Below are 20,336 nucleotides of genomic sequence, written 5' to 3' on the forward strand. Positions count from 1 at the left end.
TACCTGTTCAGTCATGAACGGCTTCTCCGGTCTTTTTACTTTTGAACATATCCAGTGCCAGCATTACAGCGCCTACAGTGATAGCACTGTCGGCGAAGTTGAACGCCGGGAAATACCAGCGGTTCTGCCAATGCACCAGGATGAAATCGATCACATGGCCCAAGGCTATGCGGTCATATAGATTGCCCAGCGCGCCACCCAGCACCAACGCCAACGCGATGGCCACCCAGGTTTCGTTACGTCCCAGGCGTTTGAGCCAGACCACCAGCACGGCACTGACCACGACCGCGATCAGGGCAAACAACCAGCGCTGCCAGCCGGAGCTGTCAGCCAGGAAGCTGAACGCCGCGCCGGTGTTGTAGGCCAGAGTCCAGCTGAAGTAATCGGGGATCACCACGATTTGCTGGTACATCGTCAACGAGCCTTCGAAGTAGAACTTGCTGGCCTGGTCGATGACCAGGACCAGCAAACTCAACCAGAGCCAGCCCAGCCGTCCAAAACGGCCAACGGCATTAGGCATAGTGACGAACCTCGCCCGCGCCGCTGATGTTGTCGACGCAACGGCCGCAGATTTCCGGATGCTCCGGGTTCACGCCGACGTCTTCACGGCAGTGCCAGCAACGGGCGCACTTGGCGAAGGCCGACTTGACGATTTTCAGCTTCAAGCCGCTGACTTCGGTGACTACCGCGTCCGCTGGTGCCTGAACAAAAGGCGCAACGCTGGCGGTGGAGGTGATCAGCACGAAACGCAGTTCGTTGCTCAGCTTGGCCAGGTCGGCGGTCAGCGCCTCTTCGGCGAACAGCGTCACTTCGGCTTGCAGGTTGCCACCGACGGCCTTGGCCGCGCGCTGGATTTCCATTTCCTTGTTGACCGCAACCTTCACTTCCATGATGCGGTCCCAGTAGGCGCGCCCCAGCTCGAAGCCTTCCGGCAGCTCGGTCAGGCCTTCGTACCAGGTGTTGAGCATGACGGACTCGTTGCGCTCGCCCGGCAGGTATTGCCACAGCTCGTCGGCGGTGAACGCCAGGATCGGGGCGATCCAGCGCACCAGCGCTTCGGAGATGTGGAACAGCGCGGTCTGGCACGAACGACGGGCCTTGCTGTCGGTACCCGTGGTGTACTGGCGATCCTTGATGATGTCCAGGTAGAAACCGCCCAGCTCCTGCACGCAGAAGTTGTGGATCTTGGAGTAGACGTTCCAGAAGCGGTATTCACCGTAGTGCTCTTGCAACTCGCGTTGCAGCAGCAGGGTGCGGTCCACGGCCCAACGGTCCAGTGCCAGCATTTCTTCGGCCGGCAGCAGGTCGGTGGCCGGGTTGAAGCCGGTCAGGTTCGAGAGCAGGAAACGCGCGGTGTTACGGATACGCCGATAGGCGTCCGCACTGCGCTGCAGGATCTGCTCGGACACTGCCATTTCGCCGGAGTAGTCGGTAGAAGCGACCCACAGGCGCATGATATCGGCGCCCAGGGTGTCGTTGACTTTCTGCGGTGCAATGACGTTGCCCAACGACTTGGACATCTTGCGGCCGGACTCGTCAACGGTGAAACCGTGGGTCAGCAGCTCGCGGTAAGGCGCGTGGTTGTCGATGGCGCAACCGGTCAGCAGCGACGAGTGGAACCAGCCACGGTGCTGGTCCGAACCTTCCAGGTACAGGTCGGCGCGTGGACCGCTTTCGTGGCCCATCGGGTGCGAACCGCGCAGGACGTGCCAGTGCGTAGTGCCCGAATCGAACCAGACGTCCAGGGTGTCGCTGATCTTGTCGTACTGTGGCGCTTCATCGCCCAGCAGTTCGGCGGCGTCCAGCTTGAACCAGGCTTCGATGCCTTCGCCTTCGACGCGCTTGGCGACTTCTTCCATCAGCTCGACGGTGCGTGGGTGCAGCTCGCCGCTTTCCTTGTTCAGGAAGAACGGGATCGGCACGCCCCAGTTGCGCTGGCGGGAGATGCACCAGTCCGGACGGTTGGCGATCATAGAGTGCAGGCGCGCCTGGCCCCAGGCCGGTACGAACTGGGTCTCTTCGATGGCTTTGAGCGAGCGCTGGCGCAGGGTGTCGCCCGTGGTCGGCTGCTTGTCCATGCCGATGAACCACTGCGCGGTGGCGCGGTAGATCAGCGGGGTCTTGTGGCGCCAGCAGTGCATGTAGCTGTGTTCGATGATAGTGGTGTGCAGCAGCGCGCCGACTTCGGTCAGCTTGTCGACGATGGCCGGGTTGGCCTTCCAGATGAACTGGCCGCCGAAGAACTCCAGCGAAGTCGCGTAGACGCCGTTGCTTTGTACCGGATTGAGGATGTCGTCGTTGACCATGCCGTATTTCTTGCAGGTCACGAAGTCGTCCACACCGTAGGCCGGGGCGGAGTGAACCACGCCGGTGCCGGCGCCCAGTTCGACGTAGTCAGCCAGGTACACAGGCGACAGACGATCGTAGAACGGGTGGCGGAAGTTGATCAGTTCCAGCGCCTTGCCCGTGGTGGTCGCGATGACCGAACCTTCCAGGCTGTAGCGCGCCAGGCACGACTCGACCAGCTCTTCAGCCAGTACCAGCAATTTGTCGCCGACATCGACCAGGGCGTAGTTGAATTCCGGGTGGACGTTCAGCGCCTGGTTGGCCGGGATGGTCCACGGGGTGGTGGTCCAGATCACGATCGAAGCAGGCTTGGCCAGCGATGGCAGGCCGAAAGCGGCAGCCAGGCTGGCTTCATCGGCAATCGGGAACGCCACGTCGATGGTCGAGGACTTCTTGTTCTCGTACTCGACTTCCGCTTCGGCCAGGGCCGATCCGCAGTCGAAGCACCAGTTCACAGGCTTGAGGCCCTTGAACACGAAACCGCCCTTGACGATTTCGGCCAGGGCACGGATTTCACCGGCCTCGTTCTTGAAATCCATGGTCTTGTACGGGTTGGCGAAGTCGCCCAGCACGCCCAGACGGATGAATTCGGATTTCTGCCCTTCGATCTGCTCGGTGGCGTAAGCCCGGCACAGTTCGCGGGTCTTGTCCGCGCCCAGGTTCTTGCCGTGGGTCACTTCGACCTTGTGCTCGATCGGCAGGCCGTGGCAGTCCCAGCCCGGAACATAAGGCGCGTCGAAGCCCGACAGGGTCTTCGAGCGGATGATCATGTCCTTGAGAATCTTGTTCAGTGCGTGACCGATGTGAATCGTGCCGTTGGCGTACGGAGGACCGTCGTGCAGGACGAACTTCGGACGATCCTTGCCAATCTCGCGCAACTTTCCGTACAGGCCAATGCTGTCCCAGCGCTGCAGAATCTGCGGTTCGCGCTGAGGCAGGCCGGCCTTCATTGGGAAGGCGGTGTCCGGAAGGTTTAGCGTGGCTTTATAGTCGGTCATTTAAGGCTCTTCATTAGCGATTGGCGCTAGGTGCGACAGGGCACGGGCGGCGGCGACATCCGCATTGATCGCCGTCTTAAGCGCCTCCAGAGAGGCGAAACGCTGCTCTTCACGCAGCTTTTGGTGGAAAACCACCGTCATACGCCGGTCATACAGATCGCCGGCAAAATCTAAAAGATGTACTTCGAGGTGGGCCTTGCCATCTCCCTGGACCGTGGGGCGAACGCCGATATTGGCGACGCCAGGCCAGGTCTTGCCGTCCAGGTCGACGCTGACCAGATAAACCCCGGTAAACGGTACTCGACGACGCTTGAGCTGGATGTTGGCGGTGGGCGTACCCAACTGCCGTGCCAGCTTCTGGCCGTGCAACACGCGACCGGCGATACGGTACGGGCGACCCAGCAGACGCTCTGCGAGGGCAAAGTCAGCGGCGGCCAGCGCATTACGCACCTGGGTGCTGCTGACGCGAATACCGTCGAGTTCGACGGTTTGTGCCGCTTCGACGGTAAAGCCCTGCATGACGCCGGCCTGTTGCAGGAAATCGAAATCCCCTACCCGGTCACAGCCAAAACGGAAGTCGTCGCCGACTTCAAGGTGCTGCACGCTAAGGCCATCAACCAGGATGGTATCGACGAATTCACTGGCGCTGAGCTTGCTCAGGCGCTGGTTGAAGGCCAGGCACAGGACCCGGTCGACCCCTTCGGCCGCCAGCAGCTGCAGTTTGTCACGCAGCCGGGCCAGGCGGGCCGGCGCCGTGTCGGGGGCGAAGAATTCCCGTGGCTGCGGCTCGAAAATCACCACGCAGCTGGGCACGCCCAACTCCAGTGCACGCTCGCGCAGCCGCGCCAGGATAGCCTGGTGGCCACGGTGTACACCGTCAAAGTTGCCAATAGTGGCGACACAGCCCCGATGCTGGGGGCGCAGATTGTGGAGGCCTCGAACCAGCTGCATAACGCGCTTCTTGCTCATAAAGTGGTCGATTATAACCACACCCGGCGGCCGACGACAGGCAACACCGTATCCCAAAGTAATCGAGCCGACAAAAACGCCGACTCGCCCATGTTTATCCAGGCCCTGACCTTAACCAAGCGTCCTGCGATTGAAGTCGCGCAACCTGAAGCCCATCAACACTAACATGCCGAAATAAGCCACCACACCGGCGATTACCAAAGCACCCAGGCGCAGGAACCGCTCAAGCATCTGCCCTTCGCTCCAGGCGGGCATGAAATGCATCCCCGCCAGCAGTACAGCGGACATCACCAGTACCGCGACTACCAGCTTGAAACCAAACTTCGCCCAGCCCGGTTGCGGCTGGTACATCTGCTGTTTACGCAGTTGGTAGAACAGCAACCCGGCATTCAGGCAGGCACCGGCACTGATGGCGAGCGCAAGGCCGGCATGGGCCAGCGGGCCAATCAACAGCAGGTTGAACACCTGGGTGACCACGAGGGTAAAAATCGCGATTTTTACCGGCGTGCGGATGTTTTGTTGCGCATAAAAGCCCGGCGCCAGCACTTTGATCACGATAATACCGAGCAAACCGACCGAATAGGCAATCAGTGCTCGCTGGGTCATGGCCGCGTCATGGGCACCGAACTGACCGTACTGGAACAGCGAAACCGTCAGCGGTTCGGCCAAAATCCCCAACGCCAGGGCGCACGGCAATACCAGCAGGAAACACAGGCGCAGACCCCAATCGAGGATTCGCGAATATTCCTGGCGGTCCTGGCTGGCGTAGGTCTTGGCCAGGGTCGGCAGCAAAATCGTGCCCAATGCCACGCCCAGCACGCCGGACGGCAACTCCATCAGGCGATCGGCGTAATACATCCAGGACACCGAGCCGGCAACCAGGAACGAGGCAAAGATGGTGTTGATGATCAGCGAGATCTGACTCACCGACACCCCGAGAATCGCCGGCAACATCTGTTTCATCACCCGCCAGACGCCGCTGTCTCGCAGATTCAGGCGCGGCAGGACCAGCATGCCGATTTTTTTCAGATGTGGCAGCTGGTACAGCAACTGCGCCAGACCGCCCACCAGCACGGCCCAGCCCAGCGCCATCACCGGAGGATCGAAATACGGCGTCAGGAACAGCGCAAAGATAATCATGCTGACGTTAAGCAGGGTCGGCACAAAGGCCGGCACCGAAAAACGGTTCCAGGTGTTGAGGATGGCGCCGGCCAATGAGGACAGGGAAATCAGCAGGATGTAGGGAAAGGTCACCCGCAGCAGACTCGTGGTCAGCTCGAACTTCTCTGGCGTGTCGATGAAACCCGGGGCGGTCACCCAGATGACCCACGGGGCGGCAAGCATGCCCAACACCGTGACGAACGCCAAAACCAGCGTCAGCAGGCCAGAAACGTAGGCGATGAAGGTTCGCGTGGCCTCATCGCCTTTCTGGCTTTTGTATTCGGCAAGAATCGGTACGAATGCTTGGGAAAACGCACCTTCGGCAAAAATTCGCCGCAACAGATTGGGCAGTTTAAAGGCGATGAAGAAGGCGTCGGTCGCCATTCCCGCACCGAATGCACGTGCGATAAGGGTGTCACGAACAAACCCCAAAACCCGGGAAAGCATCGTGATAGAGCTGACGGCGGCCAACGATTTGAGCAGATTCATTAAAAGAGTTCGTGCCTGTCGATAAACAGCAGGCGAACTAAGCGCCTACTTATGCGATACTCCGCGCCGCAACAGCACAGAGCCAAAGCTCGCGAGTTTACAGGTCGCACGCTGGAAAGAAATATCCAGAGGTGTAGTACCTACCACTTAGCGGAACGTCTCAACCGCCCTTGACAAGACCTCAACTCATCGGCATGATTCGCGGCCTATTTTGTTTGCTATTTCCTAAAAAGTCTTTCGAGGAGCTCGACGGTGGCCAACTCACCTTCCGCCAAAAAACGTGCAAAACAGGCTGAGAAGCGTCGCAGCCACAACGCCAGCCTGCGTTCCATGGTTCGTACCTACATCAAGAATGTAGTTAAGGCCATCGACGCAAAAGACGCTGAAAAAGCTCAAGCTGCTTACGTTCTGGCTGTGCCAGTTATCGACCGTATGGCCGATAAAGGCATCATCCACAAGAACAAGGCTGCTCGCCATAAGAGCCGTCTGAATGGCCACGTTAAGGCCCTGAGCGTTGTCGCTGCTGCCTAAGCGACCCGTTCATTAAAAAACCGACCTCAGGGTCGGTTTTTTATTGCCTGCGATTTGTGCGCACCAGATCTGACGCCTTCGCGGGCAAGCCTCGCTCCTACAGACTTATGAAATCTGTAGGAGCGAGGCTTGCCCGCGAAGGCGATCTTCAAATCACTGCTGAGCCCACGGCAAAATCGGAATCGCCGTCACCGCATTCTGCGGACTGCCCTCGATCAAGCGATCGCTGTACACCAGGTACACCAACGTATTGCGCTTCTTGTCGAGGAACCGCACCACCTGCATGGTCTTGAACACCAGGGAGGTACGCTCCTTGAACACCTCGTCACCATCCTTGAGCTCACCCTTGAAGCTGATGGGCCCGACCTGGCGACAGGCGATGGACGCCTCTGCGCGATCTTCTGCCAGACCCAGCCCACCCTTCACGCCACCGGTCTTGGCGCGCGACAGGTAGCACGTCACCCCCTCGACCTTGGGATCGTCAAAGGCCTCGACCACGATGCGATCGTTCGGGCCGACAAACTTGAACACCGTCGACACCTGGCCAATTTCCTCGGCCGACGCCAGCAGCGGCATCGCCAGCAGCAACCCCAACAATCCTTTTGCCATGCGCATCAGGTATTCCTTCAGACCAGAATCAGGTTATCGCGATGAACCAGTTCCGGTTCCGCCATGTAACCCAAGAGACCGACAATCGCTTCAGACGACTGACCGATGATTTTTTGTGCCTCCAGCGCGCTGTAGTTGGCCAGCCCACGGGCAATTTCACGACCGTCAGGCGCCACGCACACCACCATTTCGCCGCGACGGAAACTACCCTGGACCAACTTGACCCCAACCGGCAGCAGGCTCTTGTTGCCCTCGGACAACGCCGTCACCGCACCCGCGTCCAGCACCAGGGTGCCACGGGTTTGCAGATGCCCGGCCAGCCACTGCTTGCGCGCCGCCAGCATGCCGCGCTCAGGCGAAAGCAAAGTGCCGATGCGCTCACCCGCCTTGAGGCGATCGAGCACGCGCTCCAGACGACCACCAACGATGATCGTATGCGCACCCGACCGAGCCGCCAGGCGTGCCGCTCGCAGCTTGGTCTGCATGCCACCGCGCCCCAGCGCACCACCGGTACCGCCTGCCACCGCGTCGAGCGCCGGATCATCGGCGCGCGCCTCGTAGATCAGCTGGGCATCGGGATTGTTGCGCGGATCGGCGTCGAACATGCCATCGCGGTCCGTCAGGATCACCAGCAGGTCAGCCTCGACCAGGTTGGCCACCAGCGCCGCCAGGGTATCGTTGTCGCCGAAACGGATTTCGTCGGTGACCACGGTGTCGTTCTCGTTGATCACCGGGATAACCTTCAGCTCGACCAGCGCACGCAAGGTGCTGCGGGCGTTCAGGTAGCGCTTGCGGTCGGACAGGTCATCGTGAGTCAGGAGAATCTGCGCAGTGTGCCGGCCATGCTCGGCAAAGCTCGACTCCCAGGCCTGCACCAAGCCCATCTGGCCGATTGCAGCAGCGGCCTGGAGCTCGTGCATTGCACTGGGTCGCGCGGTCCAGCCCAGACGGCTCATGCCGGCCGCTACCGCCCCAGAGGACACCAGCACCAGCTCGACTCCCGCCTCGTGCAAGGCCACCATCTGTTCAACCCAGACACCCATCGCCGCGCGATCCAGGCCCTTGCCATCCGCCGTCAGCAAAGCGCTACCGATCTTCACGACCCAACGCTGCGCACCTGTCACCTTGCTCCGCATCATCTTCAACCTTAGCTTGAGGGCAGCGCGACCTGGCACTGCCCGTGACGTTATTCGTGGTTACTCGTGACCAACAATCGATTTCCAGATACTAAAACGCCGCTCGATTGAGCGGCGCTTAAGTTTATCGCAACGAATCAGTCACGCACGTAAATGATTTCCGGACCGTCTTCGTCATCCACATCTTCTTCATCCCAATCATCGTCGCCGATGTCATGGACCGACTTCACGCCGCTGCGACGCAGGGCACGCTTGTCATCCAGCGCCTGCAGTTGCGCGCGAGCTTCGTCTTCGATGCGCTGATCGAGATCGGCCAGCTCTTCCTTGTAGGCCGGGTCATTGGCCAGACGATCGGCACGATCTTCCATGTAACGCATGATGTCATGGCACAGACGCTCGGTACCGAGCTTGGAGATAGCCGAGATAACGTAGACCGGACCAGTCCATTCCAGGCGATCAACGATCTCCTTGACGCGAGCATCATGTTCTTCATCAAGGATCTGGTCGCACTTGTTCAGGACCAGCCAGCGATCACGCTCCGCCAGGGACGGGCTGAACTTGATCAGCTCATTGACGATCACTTCAGCGGCATCCGGGGCGCTGGCATCATCCAGCGGCGCCATGTCCACGAGGTGCAGCAGCAGACGCGTACGCGCCAAGTGCTTGAGGAAGCGAATACCCAGACCAGCACCTTCGGAAGCGCCTTCGATCAAACCCGGAATATCGGCAATGACGAAGCTCTTCCAGCGATCGACGCTGACCACACCCAGGTTCGGCACCAGCGTGGTGAACGGGTAGTCGGCAACTTTCGGCTTGGCAGCCGAAACCGAACGGATAAAGGTACTTTTACCGGCGTTCGGCAAACCCAGCAGACCTACGTCAGCCAGTACTTTCATTTCCAGCTTCAGGTCGCGCTGCTCGCCCGGCTTGCCCGGAGTGGTCTGGCGCGGCGCACGGTTGGTACTGGATTTGAAACGGGTGTTACCCAGACCGTGCCAGCCGCCCTGCACCACCATCAACTTCTGACCGGCCTTGGTCAGGTCGCCGATGACTTCCTGAGTCGCGGAGTCGATCACCGTGGTGCCGACCGGAACACGCAGGATCAGGTCTTCACCCTTCTTGCCGGTGCAGTCGGTGCTGCCGCCATTGGAACCACGCTCGGCATCGAAGTGCCGGGTGTAACGGTAGTCCACCAGGGTGTTGAGGTTTTCGTCAGCCATCATGTAGATGGAACCGCCGTCACCGCCATCACCGCCGTTCGGGCCACCGTTCTCGATAAATTTTTCCCGACGGAAACTCATGGCGCCATTGCCGCCATCACCAGCCTTTACGCGAATCGATACTTCATCAACAAACTTCATAACAAACGCCTCTCGCCATACGGACGAGCCGAAAAACAATCAAGACATAAGACTCTTGCAAAAATGAGCGCAGCGACCCTGAACCACGATACCTACATCGTACGCCGACAGCCCATACAAACAGCTTTGCAAGAGACTCACCCCACAAACGAAAAAGCCCCGTCGCGAGACAGGGCTTTTCCAGCGATCGCGCAATTAAGCCGCGACTACGCTCACGTAACGACGACCGAAGGCGCCTTTTACTTCGAACTTGATCACGCCTTCGACTTTAGCGAAGAGAGTGTGATCTTTACCCATGCCAACGCCGTAGCCAGCGTGGAATTGGGTGCCGCGCTGACGCACGATGATGTTGCCTGCTTTGATAGCCTGGCCGCCATACATCTTCACGCCAAGGCGTTTGGCTTCTGAGTCGCGACCGTTACGGGTACTACCACCAGCTTTTTTGTGTGCCATGAGTTCAATTCTCCTAGTGAGGAATTAGGCTGTAATTAAGCCTGAATACCGGTGATTTTGATCTCGGTGTACCACTGGCGGTGGCCCATACGCTTCATGTGGTGCTTACGGCGACGGAACTTGATGATGCGGACTTTATCGTGACGACCTTGGGAGATCACTTCAGCCACAACGGTAGCGCCAGCAACAACTGGAGCGCCGATATTCACGTCGTCACCGTTGGCAACCAACAGAACGCGATCAAAGGTAACGGATTCGCCGGTAGCGACTTCCAGTTTTTCGATCTTCAGGTATTCACCTGGGGCGACTTTGTACTGCTTGCCGCCAGTAACGATTACTGCATAAGACATGGTATTTCTCCGATAATCCTGCTCACCCAGCTCTTTATAAGAAGAGGTATTGGCTGGCATGGCTGCATGGGGCTGGAGGCCCGCTTGCAATTGCGTAAGGCAGGTGCTGCCCAGGAAGTTCAGGGTGCGCGATTGTACGCAAGGCACGAGCGCCTTGCAATAGGCCGTCCATCGCGCCTTGACACCTGCTGGCGTGGGTCCTAGCATGCCGCGCAACCCTTCTGGAGCGACTGTCGCTGATGCAACCCCAAGCTTTCTACCGCGCGGTGGCGGACGATTTTAGCGCCGTCGACGGCATCATCAAGAAGCAGCTGACTTCCCGAGTGCCGCTGGTATCGAAAATCGGCGACTACATTACCTCGGCCGGCGGTAAACGCCTGCGTCCGTTATTGGTGCTGCTGTGTGGCAAGGCCCTTGGCCGTGAAGGCGACGACCTGCGCCTGCTGGCTGCCACCATCGAATTCCTGCACACCGCGACCCTGCTGCATGACGACGTGGTCGACATGTCCGGCATGCGCCGTGGCCGCTCGACTGCCAATGCCATGTGGGGCAACGCGCCGAGCGTGCTGGTGGGCGACTTCCTGTACTCGCGCTCCTTCGAAATGATGGTCGAGCTGGGCTCCATGCCAGTGATGAAGATCCTTTCGCAAGCCACGCGCATCATCGCCGAAGGCGAAGTGTTGCAGCTGTCGAAGGTGCGCGACGCCAGCACCACCGAAGAAACCTACATGGAAGTCATCCGCGGCAAGACCGCGATGCTCTTCGAAGCCTCGACCCACAGCGCGGCAGCCCTGGCCGGTGCGACGCCTGAGCAGTGCGAAGCGCTGCGCACCTTCGGCGATCACCTGGGCGTGGCCTTCCAACTGGTCGACGACCTGCTGGACTACAAGGGCGATGCCGAGACCCTGGGCAAGAACGTCGGTGACGACCTGGCCGAAGGCAAGCCGACCCTGCCGCTGATCTACACCATGCGCGAAGGCACGCCGGAGCAGGCTACACTGGTGCGCAAGGCAATCCAGAAAGGCGGCATCGAAGATCTGGAAAACATCCGCGAAGCCGTGGAAGCCTCGGGTTCGCTGGAATACACCGCCCAACTGGCACGCGACTATGTGGCCCGTGCGATCAAGTGCCTGGACGCGCTGCCAGCCAGCGAATATCGTGATGCATTGGTTGAATTGAGCGAGTTTGCGGTCGCCCGCACGCACTAGAAACACCGCGACACCCTGTGGGAGCGAGCCTGCTCGCGATTGCGATCTGACAGTCGACATTGTTGCTGACTGACACACCGCCTTCGCGAGCAGGCTCGCTCCCACAGTTGTTTTATGCCCCCTCGGATAAAACCCTATACAATGTGCGCTTTTTAGCGATCCTGAATCCAAGGAGCCTTAGTGAGCACGTTGCCACCCTGCCCGAAATGCAATTCCGAATACACCTACGAAGACGGCGCACAGCTGATCTGCCCCGAGTGCGCCCACGAATGGTCCGCCAGCGGTGAAGCCGAAGCGGTCTCCGATGACGCAGTGAAAAAGGATTCGGTCGGCAACGTCCTGCAGGATGGCGACACCATCACCGTGATCAAGGACCTCAAGGTCAAGGGCACGTCGCTGGTGGTCAAGGTGGGCACCAAGGTCAAGAACATCCGCCTGTGCGATGGCGATCACGACATCGACTGCAAGATCGACGGCATCGGGCCGATGAAGCTCAAATCCGAATTCGTCAGAAAAGTCTGATTCCGCTGTACGCCATCCCGCGCCCTGTCGTGGGGTGGCGCTTCGCCCTGCCCCGCCTCGCCCAATGAATCCTCGCAATAGCCAAACGCCAGCCGTTTTGACCTTACGCAATCTTTACCCAGAAAAATCCCGAATCAGCCAATAGGCGCTTACTATTTATTGAATAGGAATTATTCTCATTGAACCCAATCAATGGAGATGAGAACCCATGACTTATTTGATCGATGCCTGGCTGGACCGCCCACACCCCTATCTCAGGATCCTGCATCGGGAAACCGGGGAAGTCTGCGCAGTGCTGGAAGAGGAAGCCTTGAGCGAACTGCAGGATCAAGGTGACCTGGACGTCAATGGCTTGAGTTCAAGCGAGCCGGTGGTGCTCAAGGAAGTGGTGAGAAACCTGTTTTTGTTCTGCTATGCCCGGGCGTTGCGCCCAACCAATGAGCTGCATCACAAGATCGAAATATGAAAACGCTGCAGATCCCTGTAGGAGCGAGGCTTGCCCGCGAAGGGGACAACTCGGTTCCAATTTGAAACCGAGGTGATGCATTCGCGAGCAAGCTTCGCTCCTACAGGGTCAGGTATTACAGAACGTCCAGCAGCTCGACGTCGAACACCAGTACGCTGTGCGGCGGAATGCTGCCAACGCCTTGAGCGCCGTAAGCCAGTTCGCTCGGCACGTACAGGCGCCATTTGCTGCCGGCATTCATCAGTTGCAGGGCTTCGGTCCAGCCAGCGATCACGCCGCCAACCGGGAATTCTGCTGGCTCGCCACGCTCGTAGGAGCTGTCGAACACGGTGCCGTCGATCAGGGTGCCGTGGTAGTGGGTACGCACGGTGTCTTCACGGGATGGCTTGGCGCCTTCACCGGAGGACAGCACTTCGAATTGCAGGCCGGAAGCCAGGGTGGTGATGCCGTCACGCTTGGCGTTTTCAGCCAGGAAGGCCAGGCCTTCGCCAGCGGCCGCTTCAGCCTTGGCTGCAGCTTCGGCCTGCATGATTTCGCGAATCACCTTGAAGCTGGCGGACATTTCTTCCTGGCCAACACGGCTTGGCTGACCGGCGAACGCGTCGGTCAGGCCTGCCAGGATTGCGTCCAGGCTAACGCCCGGTGGCGGGTTGTCGCGCAGCTGGTCGCCCAGCTGACGGCCAATGCCGTAGCTGACGCGGGTTTCGTCGGTGGACAGATTTACTTCGGACATGACACTGCTCCGCTGTGCGGACGACCCGGGAACTGGCCGTGCGTGCACAGCGCGTCCCGGAGCGCCCGGAACCAAAAGGGCCAGCAGACTAGCACAGATGTCGTGGCGTTGATCAGAGGGGTCAGGCGATCGGCACCTTCAGGTTTTCCTCGATATCGGCAACCAACCCGCACATCTCGTCATGAACCACGGTGTGCACCAGGTTGAAGTGCAACTTGGGGAAGGAACGCAGCACATCACGGGCATGCTCCACCGAGCGCAACTGCATCGTGTGACCCGGCGCATCGCTTAATGGATACGCCGCACCATGCATCCGCGCCTCCAGCAGGTAGATACCCCCCTCCATCGAGATCAGGTTCAACTCATCGACCTTCCCGGCGACGGCATAGGCATTCAACTCTTGCAGGTTCATGAGCGCACCTCACGCAGTGACGAGCCAACACCCTTACAGGGATATGCCTCGGCGCATCAAAGCACAAGCCATAAACGACACCGCCCGTCTGTTTTGCAACAGACGGGCGGCGCGCAACAACTGGACAGCCGTTGTTTAGTGCTTGGTCACTTTATCCAGGTAACCCATGGCGAATGCCGACACCACAAAGGTCATGTGGATGATGACGTACCACTGCAAATGCTCGGGATCGACGTTTTTGGCGTCCATGAAGATGCGCAGCAGGTGGATGGACGAGATCGCCACGATGGACGCGGCCACCTTCATTTTCAGCGACGACGAGTCCATGGTGCCCAACCAGTTGAGCTTTTCCTTGCTGTCGTCGATGTCCAGTTGAGAAACAAAGTTCTCGTAACCGGAAATCATCACCATCACCAGCAGGCCGCCGACCAGCGCCATGTCGATCAACGACAGCAGTACCAGGATCAAGTCCGACTCGGCCATCGAAAAGACGTTGGGGATGACGTGGAAGACTTCCTGGAAGAACTTCAGCGCCAGTGCCAGCAGCCCGAGGGACAGGCCGAAGTAGATCGGCGCCAGCAGCCAGCGCGAGGCGTACATTGCATTTTCGATAAAGCGTTCCATTGAATCTCACATGTGGACTGGAAATGGCCGCGAGTATAACAGCCGTCCGTTACAGCCAAAACCATCGAAAAATCCGCCACCTGCGCGTGTGTGTCAAAGTTTTTCTGCTAGTGTCCAAACCATTGACAGCAAAATGACATCGGACAGGAAGACTGGAAATGGATGGGCGATTGCCGTTAACGAGTGCCGGGATTTTCCTGGCTTTGCTGATCAGCGCCTGCTCGCCCAGCGACGAGAAGCGTCAGGTCAGCCTCGAGGAAAAGACCGCGCAGTTCGAGAAGTCCCTGGACGCCATCGAGGACCCGAAACTCAAGGATGCGGTGGCTGAACTGGGCGGCTCGCTGTTGTTGCTCGAGCGCGCGCAACTCAAGCTCGACAGCAAACCCGTGGACACCGAGTACGGCGAAGACGCCCTCGCCATGCTCAAGCACTACCCGACGCCCCAGGCCCTGGTCGACACCTTCATCAACGGCCTGTTCGTCCTGCACAAGGACTCCAGCTCCGACTACCTGACGGATCTGCAACCGGTGTTCCCCTTCAACTTCAGCATCCCGGCGGCGTTTCTGTTTCCCCATGGCCTGCAATGGCAGTCGGTCACCTTGAGCAACAAACGGGTCATCGCCTTCCAGCCGGAGTGGTCGGAAACCGACCCTGGCATTCAACTGAGCCCATCGAGCTCCAAGGTGACCAACCCCGACGACCTGACCGTGACCTATCCGTTCATCGAAGGCCTGGACGTCGATATCAAGAACCAGCCACAACCGGTGAGCCTGCAAGGCAAGGTGGAAGTCATTGCACCGCGCCGGCTCTACAGCTTCGACCTGACCAAAAAGGACATCGGCCAGACCCGCACCAACGACAACTTGAGCGTCACCTTGGTGAAACTTGCGGACAACTACGCCGAAATCGAGTTCAGCAACAGCCAGCCGCCCGCCCCCGAGATCGCTGAAACACCTTTGAATCCGCTGATCGTCCAGGCCAGGGATGGCACCGGGCAGTTTCTGTCGCGCTCAGGCTCGATCAATGAGAACGCCGCGCAGATTGCCTTCTACCAGAAACAACTGGTGAAGTTGCAGCAGCAGAAGCTCTGGAGCGAGTCGCTGGAAACACAACTCAATGAAGAGCAACGAACCTTCGAGAAACAACAGAAACGTCACTACTCCAAGGTGTATTTCAACGGGACCATCGAAACCCTTGAAGTCAGCCTGCTGGATTTCTCCAGCGTTACGGTGACCCGCAAGGACCTGGACCTGCCGGTACGCCGCTTCGACAGCCATACCACGGCGAAAACCATCCAGCCGCTGAACTTGCCGGTGGTGGTCTATGACGACAGCGCCCCGACCTGGCTCAAGGGCGCGACCTTGACCGAGGAGCAGTTGAAAAAAGGCGTGAAGATCAATCAATCGGTCGAGGACCCCAGCGCTGCGCGCGTCGAGTTCACTCACCTGCGCAGCTTCAACGATGAATTGCTCGGTACGTCTTTCAACCCGGGTGATAGCCCGGTCAGCTTCTTTACCGAAGACAGCAGCGGCAAGCGCGATGAGCCGATCGAATTGCCACCCGAAGCGTATGAGGTCGACCCCCTGGGCGGCACCATCACCTACGACCTGAACCTGTTTCCACAAACGCCCGCCTTTGTGGTCGGTTCCATCCCGCTGTTCCTGGCCACTGTCGACAAGCAGACCTTCGAAGCCCATCAATTGCCCAAGGGCCTTGAACTGAAGGGCAATGCACTGGTGGTGGATTCGAAAGTGTTTCCCGAACAGGACTGGCGCTTTTTCGCCAAGGATGACAGCGGCAATTACCTGAAGGAAATTCTTGCGGTCAGCCATGACGCGAGCACAGAAGGACCCGCGTTATTCGCCGTGCATTACTTCTACGGTCTACCTACGCGCCTGGAAGCCTATCAACGAACTGACCTCGCCACCGTGCAATACGGTTTTGAGGTCAAGCTCGACAAGGCCGACATGTCCAGCCAGGCCCAATAGCGCTGTCAGTGCTCGGGCCGGAACTCGAAGCCACCCACGCTACGACAACGGCCACCGTTGATTTCCCGCAACTGGGCTTGCAGATGCAGGCACCAGATCTGCGGGTCATCGGCCAGTTCATAGCCGTGCAGGGTCAGGCTTTCAACGATGGTATCGAGGATGGACTCAGCCACAAAAGGGCCATGAAACGGGCCTTGGGCCTTGATGGCTGAGGGTTGTTCACCGGCCATTCCGGCGGCGAAGAGCAAGGTCCACATACCCGTATCGCCCGCCAGGGGGCGGATGGCGCATTCGATACGGGTCACAAGACCTAGACATTGACGAGTCAGGCAGAGGTTGCGCGGCATGGCGGCGACCCTCGGTAAATCCGGTATTCAGCCTCCACGGGAAGGCTGTCTCGATCCAGTGATACTGTCGATATCCTTGAGCAGAGAATAGAGGAAAAGTCTGACTAGGACGTCAAGTAGGACCAGAAGGCGCCGAATGGTCACTGTGTGAATATTGGCGCCAGAGTGATGGCACTTTTCCAAAATTACCCGAAGACAAATGTGGGAGCGGCGGTGCGGCGATCCGACTTGCTCGCGAAGGCGTCGTGCCAGACAACATCAACGTTGAATGTCACACCGTCTTCGCGAGCAAGCCCGCTCCCACAATGGTTCCGTGTGAACCTCAGGTTTGCATCAGGCCGGCTTGGCCTCCACCAGCGCCTCCACCGCCATCTCCTTCTCGGCCTCCTTCAGGTCCTCTTCGCTGATCATCTCCGCGATCACCCGCAAGCGCTCCACCACCCGTGCGTTGACGCTGCCTTCAGGGAACTCGCCGTTTTCATCCGGCTCGCCCGCCGGCTCACCCACCAACAGGCTCAGCGCCTCGTCGGCCTGACGCACGGCATAGACGTGGAACTGACCGGCGCGCACGGCCGCCAGCACTTTCTCGTCAAGCATCAGCGTGGCAACGTTGGCGTGGGGAATGATCGCGCCCTGTTCGCCCGTCAGCCCGCGGGCTTCGCAGAGACGGAAGAAGCCTTCGATCTTCTCGTTGACGCCACCCACGGCCTGCACTTCACCGAACTGGTTGATCGAGCCGGTAATCGCAAAGCACTGCTTGAGCGGGGTTTTCGACAATGCCGAGATCAGGGTGCACGCCTCGCCCAGGGAAGCACTGTCTCCATCGACATAGCCATAGGACTGCTCCAGCGCAATGCTCGCGGAGATCGCCAGTGGAAACTCTTGGGCGTAACGGCTGCCCAGGTAACCGGTGAGGATCATCACCCCTTTGGAGTGGATCGGCTGGCCGAGGTTGACCTCACGCTCGATGTCGACGATGCCGCTGCCACCGGGATACACCGTAGCGGAAATCCGCGCCGGTACACCGAAGGCCGAGTCGCCGACTTCCAGCACTGTCAGGCCGTTGCACTTGCCGACCGCCGCGCCCGCGGTGTCGATCAGGATGATCCCCGCCAGCATGTCATCGAGAATCCGCGCCGACACGCGCCCGGTACGGGTGGCCTTGGCCTTGAGTGCCCGCTCGATGTGACCGGCGTCGGTCATTTCATCCGAGGCCAGGTGACGAATGAAATCCGCCTCGCTGACCAGCTGGAACAGATCGCCGATGCGCGCCGACAAACGCCCCTGATGCTCGGCCAGACGCGCGCTGTAGGTTGCCAGGCGCGCCACCGCGTCGGCGGTCAACGGCGCCATACCCTCCTCGGAAGTACGGGTCTTGAGCAACTGGGCGAACTGCTCCAGGCTCTCGTCGACCATCGGAATGTCTTCATCGAAGTCCACCAGGACGCGAAACATCTCCTGGAAGTCCGGATCGAGGTCCTGCAGCGTGTAGTAGAGCTGGCGGGCGCCGATGATGACGACCTTGACCTGCAAGGGAATGTGCTGCGGCGTCAGGGTGACGGTGGCGAAACGGCCCATCTCGCCCAGTGGCGACTCCATTTTCAGTTTGCGCGATTGCAGGGCGCGCTTGAGCGCATCCCACACGAACGGCTCGCTGAGCATTTTATCCGCTTCAAGGATCAGGAAACCGCCGTTGGCCCGGTGCAGCGCACCCGGTCGCAGCTGCCGATACGTGGTGTAGAGCGCGCCCTGGTCGGTGCTGTACTCGATGCGGCCGAACAGATTCTCGTAGGTCGGATGCGGCTCGAACACGACGGGGGCACCGCCACTGGCCGAATGCCCGACCACCAGGCTCGGCGCGTATTGCTCCTCCAGCAGCTTGCGGGCGACCGCATCGGTCTTGCTGTCGTCGACCAATTGCTCGACCACGGTCTTGAGCAAATACACCTGCATCGCTTGCAGATAACCGCACACCGCCGCGTTCTCGGCGTATTTCTCCGACAACGGCGACAGCAATGGCTGCAGGGCCAGGGTGATGGTTTCTTCGTTGAGATGGCGCAGTTGATTGCTCGACTCGCGCTTCCATTGCGGCAAGCTGGCGAGTTCCTCGTTCAGGCGCTCCTCGAGGTTGGAAATATCCTCGTGGAAGCGCTCGCGCTCGGCTTCCGGCAACTGGGCGAATTCCGCCTCGTCCAGCGCCTTGCCTTCGAGCATCGGCGTGAATGCGATGTTGCTGGCATCGCGATAGAGCGCGACATCCTTCTCCAGCGCCAGGCGCTCAATCACGTCCAGCGCCTTGTCGTAGCGCTGATTGAAGGCGCGGTCGATGGCGCTTTTTTTCTGCTGGTAGGACGGGTGCTCGAACACCGCCGGAAAGGTCGCCAGCAGGTTGTCGATCAAGCCATTGATATCACCCATGAAGGCACCGGCGGTACCCGACGGTAATTCCAGGGCACGCGGTTCGCGCGGCTCATCGAAATTATTGACGTAGACCCAGTCCGCCGGGGTCTGCAGGCGTTTGCCTTCGGCCTTCAGGTAGCGTTTGACGAACGAGAAGCGACCGGTGCCAGGCTCGCCCATGACGAATACGTTGTAACCGGGGCGTGGCATGGCCACACCGAACTGCAAGGCTTCGACCGCGCGTTCCTGGCCAAGCACACCGCGAAAGGGCTCCAGATCATTGGTGGTAGAGAAGCTGAACTGTTCAGCGGAAAACGGACGGGTCAGCGCTTCGGGCGCTAGACGCAAGCTGGCAGCAACAGGATCAGGCATCGGGCTTCCTTAACAATCAGGCGGGGCAGATAGCGGCATTCTGGCGCTGCCCATGCCTGACTGGCAAGGAGCGCCTCAGGCCAAAGCATAGACAAGTGCAAACCCCGGCGTTGAGCGGCGCCAAATCACTGTTTTCAGCGCATGTTTTGCAAAAAATCACGGAACCCCGTGATCGTGCCTAAACTCCAAACTGCGCGACTGGATTAATAACCAGTCCAAACTGGCGAGATAGGCGCCAGAACCCCTTGTCCATTGGTTTGCACATAAAGAGAACAAAGCTATGAAACGGATTCTTCTTGGTACTCTCTTCACCGCTGTATCCATTAACGCCATGGCTCAGGCCCCAGGCGGCCCGGATTGCGGTTGGGGCAACATGCTGTTCGAAGGTCAGCGTGGCACCCCGGCTCACTTCCTGGCATCCACCACCAACGGCACTTCCGGCAACGCAACGTTTGGCATGACTTCCGGCACCAACGGTTGCTCGACCAACGCGTCGCTGACCTATGGCGGCAAATCCTGGTTTGCCATGAATGGCATGATGAACGAGCTGTCCGAAGACATGGCTAAAGGTCAGGGCGAAGCACTGACCACCTACGCCGTGGTACTGGGCGTGGCGCCGGAAGACCGTGCGCACTTCGCCGCCGTCACTCACGAGCACTTCCAGCAGATCTTCAGCAAGGCTGACGTGACCGCGGAAGATGTGCATACCAACACCCTGGCCGTTCTGAAGAACGACCCTCGTCTGGCCAAGTACGCGACTCAGGCATAAGCTCCACCCGCCCCGCTTCTTTCGGGAAGCGGGTTTTATTTTTTGGACCTGTCCCCTTTTTGGGTCTTCATTTTTTCCTGTTCAAGTTGCTG

Annotated in this window: 20 protein-coding genes; 6 read left to right on the forward strand and 14 right to left on the reverse strand. The window is 59.4% G+C overall.

The window, feature by feature from the left end; genetic code table 11:
* Window positions 1–7: 7 nt before the first annotated feature.
* The 4 genes from lspA to murJ form a co-directional block, all read right to left on the reverse strand.
* Window positions 8–520, reverse strand: a complete 513-nt coding sequence (gene lspA, locus OH720_RS27565; RefSeq protein ID WP_272603606.1) for a signal peptidase II — start codon at window positions 518–520, stop codon at window positions 8–10.
* Window positions 513–3,344, reverse strand: coding sequence for an isoleucine--tRNA ligase (ileS, locus tag OH720_RS27570; protein WP_272603607.1), 2,832 nt, complete (start codon window positions 3,342–3,344; stop codon window positions 513–515). Before ileS ends, lspA begins: the two co-directional genes overlap by 8 nt.
* Window positions 3,345–4,295, reverse strand: coding sequence for a bifunctional riboflavin kinase/FAD synthetase (gene ribF, locus OH720_RS27575; protein ID WP_272603608.1), 951 nt, complete (start codon window positions 4,293–4,295; stop codon window positions 3,345–3,347).
* Window positions 4,296–4,424: 129 nt separating this feature from the next.
* The gene (gene murJ / locus OH720_RS27580) at window positions 4,425–5,963 is read right to left on the reverse strand and encodes a murein biosynthesis integral membrane protein MurJ (RefSeq protein ID WP_272603609.1); all 1,539 of its coding nucleotides are present in this window, start codon (window positions 5,961–5,963) and stop codon (window positions 4,425–4,427) included.
* Window positions 5,964–6,215: 252 nt separating this feature from the next.
* Between murJ and rpsT the strand changes: the two genes are divergently transcribed.
* Window positions 6,216–6,494 (forward strand): 30S ribosomal protein S20, encoded by a 279-nt coding sequence (gene rpsT / locus OH720_RS27585; protein ID WP_008058289.1) that lies wholly within the window; start codon window positions 6,216–6,218, stop codon window positions 6,492–6,494.
* A gap of 153 nt (window positions 6,495–6,647) precedes the next feature.
* Here the strand turns inward: rpsT and OH720_RS27590 are convergent, their stop codons facing one another.
* The 5 genes from OH720_RS27590 to rplU form a co-directional block, all read right to left on the reverse strand.
* Window positions 6,648–7,109, reverse strand: coding sequence for a CreA family protein (locus OH720_RS27590; RefSeq protein ID WP_272603610.1), 462 nt, complete (start codon window positions 7,107–7,109; stop codon window positions 6,648–6,650).
* A gap of 11 nt (window positions 7,110–7,120) precedes the next feature.
* On the reverse strand, window positions 7,121–8,239 hold the full coding sequence (gene proB / locus OH720_RS27595; RefSeq protein WP_032831528.1) for a glutamate 5-kinase: 1,119 nt from the start codon (window positions 8,237–8,239) through the stop codon (window positions 7,121–7,123).
* A 137-nt stretch (window positions 8,240–8,376) separates the two neighbouring features.
* Window positions 8,377–9,600 (reverse strand): Obg family GTPase CgtA, encoded by a 1,224-nt coding sequence (gene cgtA / locus OH720_RS27600; protein ID WP_008052064.1) that lies wholly within the window; start codon window positions 9,598–9,600, stop codon window positions 8,377–8,379.
* Between the two features lie 195 nt (window positions 9,601–9,795).
* Window positions 9,796–10,053 carry a 50S ribosomal protein L27 gene (rpmA, locus tag OH720_RS27605; RefSeq protein WP_003281574.1) on the reverse strand — a complete coding sequence of 86 codons (258 nt, stop codon included), beginning with the start codon at window positions 10,051–10,053 and terminating at the stop codon, window positions 9,796–9,798.
* 35 nt (window positions 10,054–10,088) lie between these two features.
* Window positions 10,089–10,403 (reverse strand): 50S ribosomal protein L21, encoded by a 315-nt coding sequence (gene rplU, locus OH720_RS27610; RefSeq protein ID WP_007950961.1) that lies wholly within the window; start codon window positions 10,401–10,403, stop codon window positions 10,089–10,091.
* Between the two features lie 239 nt (window positions 10,404–10,642).
* Between rplU and OH720_RS27615 the strand changes: the two genes are divergently transcribed.
* The 3 genes from OH720_RS27615 (at window position 10,643) to OH720_RS27625 (ending at window position 12,599) form a co-directional block, all read left to right on the forward strand.
* Window positions 10,643–11,611, forward strand: coding sequence for a polyprenyl synthetase family protein (locus tag OH720_RS27615; protein ID WP_272603611.1), 969 nt, complete (start codon window positions 10,643–10,645; stop codon window positions 11,609–11,611).
* 180 nt (window positions 11,612–11,791) lie between these two features.
* Window positions 11,792–12,133, forward strand: a complete 342-nt coding sequence (locus OH720_RS27620; protein ID WP_020798653.1) for a zinc ribbon domain-containing protein YjdM — start codon at window positions 11,792–11,794, stop codon at window positions 12,131–12,133.
* A 208-nt stretch (window positions 12,134–12,341) separates the two neighbouring features.
* Window positions 12,342–12,599, forward strand: coding sequence for a PA4570 family protein (locus tag OH720_RS27625; protein WP_180204545.1), 258 nt, complete (start codon window positions 12,342–12,344; stop codon window positions 12,597–12,599).
* A 115-nt stretch (window positions 12,600–12,714) separates the two neighbouring features.
* On the opposite strand, the gene OH720_RS27630 is transcribed toward OH720_RS27625, so the two are convergent.
* From OH720_RS27630 to OH720_RS27640, 3 genes are all read right to left on the reverse strand, one after another.
* Window positions 12,715–13,332, reverse strand: coding sequence for an FKBP-type peptidyl-prolyl cis-trans isomerase (locus tag OH720_RS27630; RefSeq protein ID WP_008058284.1), 618 nt, complete (start codon window positions 13,330–13,332; stop codon window positions 12,715–12,717).
* 121 nt (window positions 13,333–13,453) lie between these two features.
* Window positions 13,454–13,744, reverse strand: a complete 291-nt coding sequence (locus OH720_RS27635; protein ID WP_008058258.1) for a DUF6482 family protein — start codon at window positions 13,742–13,744, stop codon at window positions 13,454–13,456.
* Window positions 13,745–13,879: 135 nt separating this feature from the next.
* Complete coding sequence (locus tag OH720_RS27640; protein ID WP_007970904.1) at window positions 13,880–14,368, reverse strand: TIGR00645 family protein; 489 nt, start codon at window positions 14,366–14,368, stop codon at window positions 13,880–13,882.
* Window positions 14,369–14,526: 158 nt separating this feature from the next.
* Between OH720_RS27640 and OH720_RS27645 the strand changes: the two genes are divergently transcribed.
* Window positions 14,527–16,356: a hypothetical protein gene (locus OH720_RS27645; RefSeq protein WP_272603612.1), complete on the forward strand. Its 1,830-nt coding sequence runs from the start codon at window positions 14,527–14,529 to the stop codon at window positions 16,354–16,356.
* Between the two features lie 5 nt (window positions 16,357–16,361).
* On the opposite strand, the gene OH720_RS27650 is transcribed toward OH720_RS27645, so the two are convergent.
* Together OH720_RS27650 and OH720_RS27655 are read right to left on the reverse strand one after the other, a co-directional pair.
* A complete protein-coding gene (locus OH720_RS27650; protein ID WP_008058253.1) occupies window positions 16,362–16,703 on the reverse strand; it encodes a PA4575 family protein in 342 nt (113 codons plus the stop codon).
* A 333-nt stretch (window positions 16,704–17,036) separates the two neighbouring features.
* Window positions 17,037–19,475, reverse strand: a complete 2,439-nt coding sequence (locus OH720_RS27655) for a Lon protease family protein (protein ID WP_272603613.1) — start codon at window positions 19,473–19,475, stop codon at window positions 17,037–17,039.
* 280 nt (window positions 19,476–19,755) lie between these two features.
* Here OH720_RS27655 and OH720_RS27660 point away from each other — a divergent pair, with 280 nt between their 5' ends.
* The gene (locus tag OH720_RS27660; RefSeq protein ID WP_008058249.1) at window positions 19,756–20,244 is read left to right on the forward strand and encodes a DUF3015 domain-containing protein; all 489 of its coding nucleotides are present in this window, start codon (window positions 19,756–19,758) and stop codon (window positions 20,242–20,244) included.
* The last annotated feature ends 92 nt before the right edge of the window (window positions 20,245–20,336 follow it).

This window comes from Pseudomonas sp. WJP1, assembly GCF_028471945.1.
In the GTDB taxonomy this organism is placed as follows: domain Bacteria; phylum Pseudomonadota; class Gammaproteobacteria; order Pseudomonadales; family Pseudomonadaceae; genus Aquipseudomonas.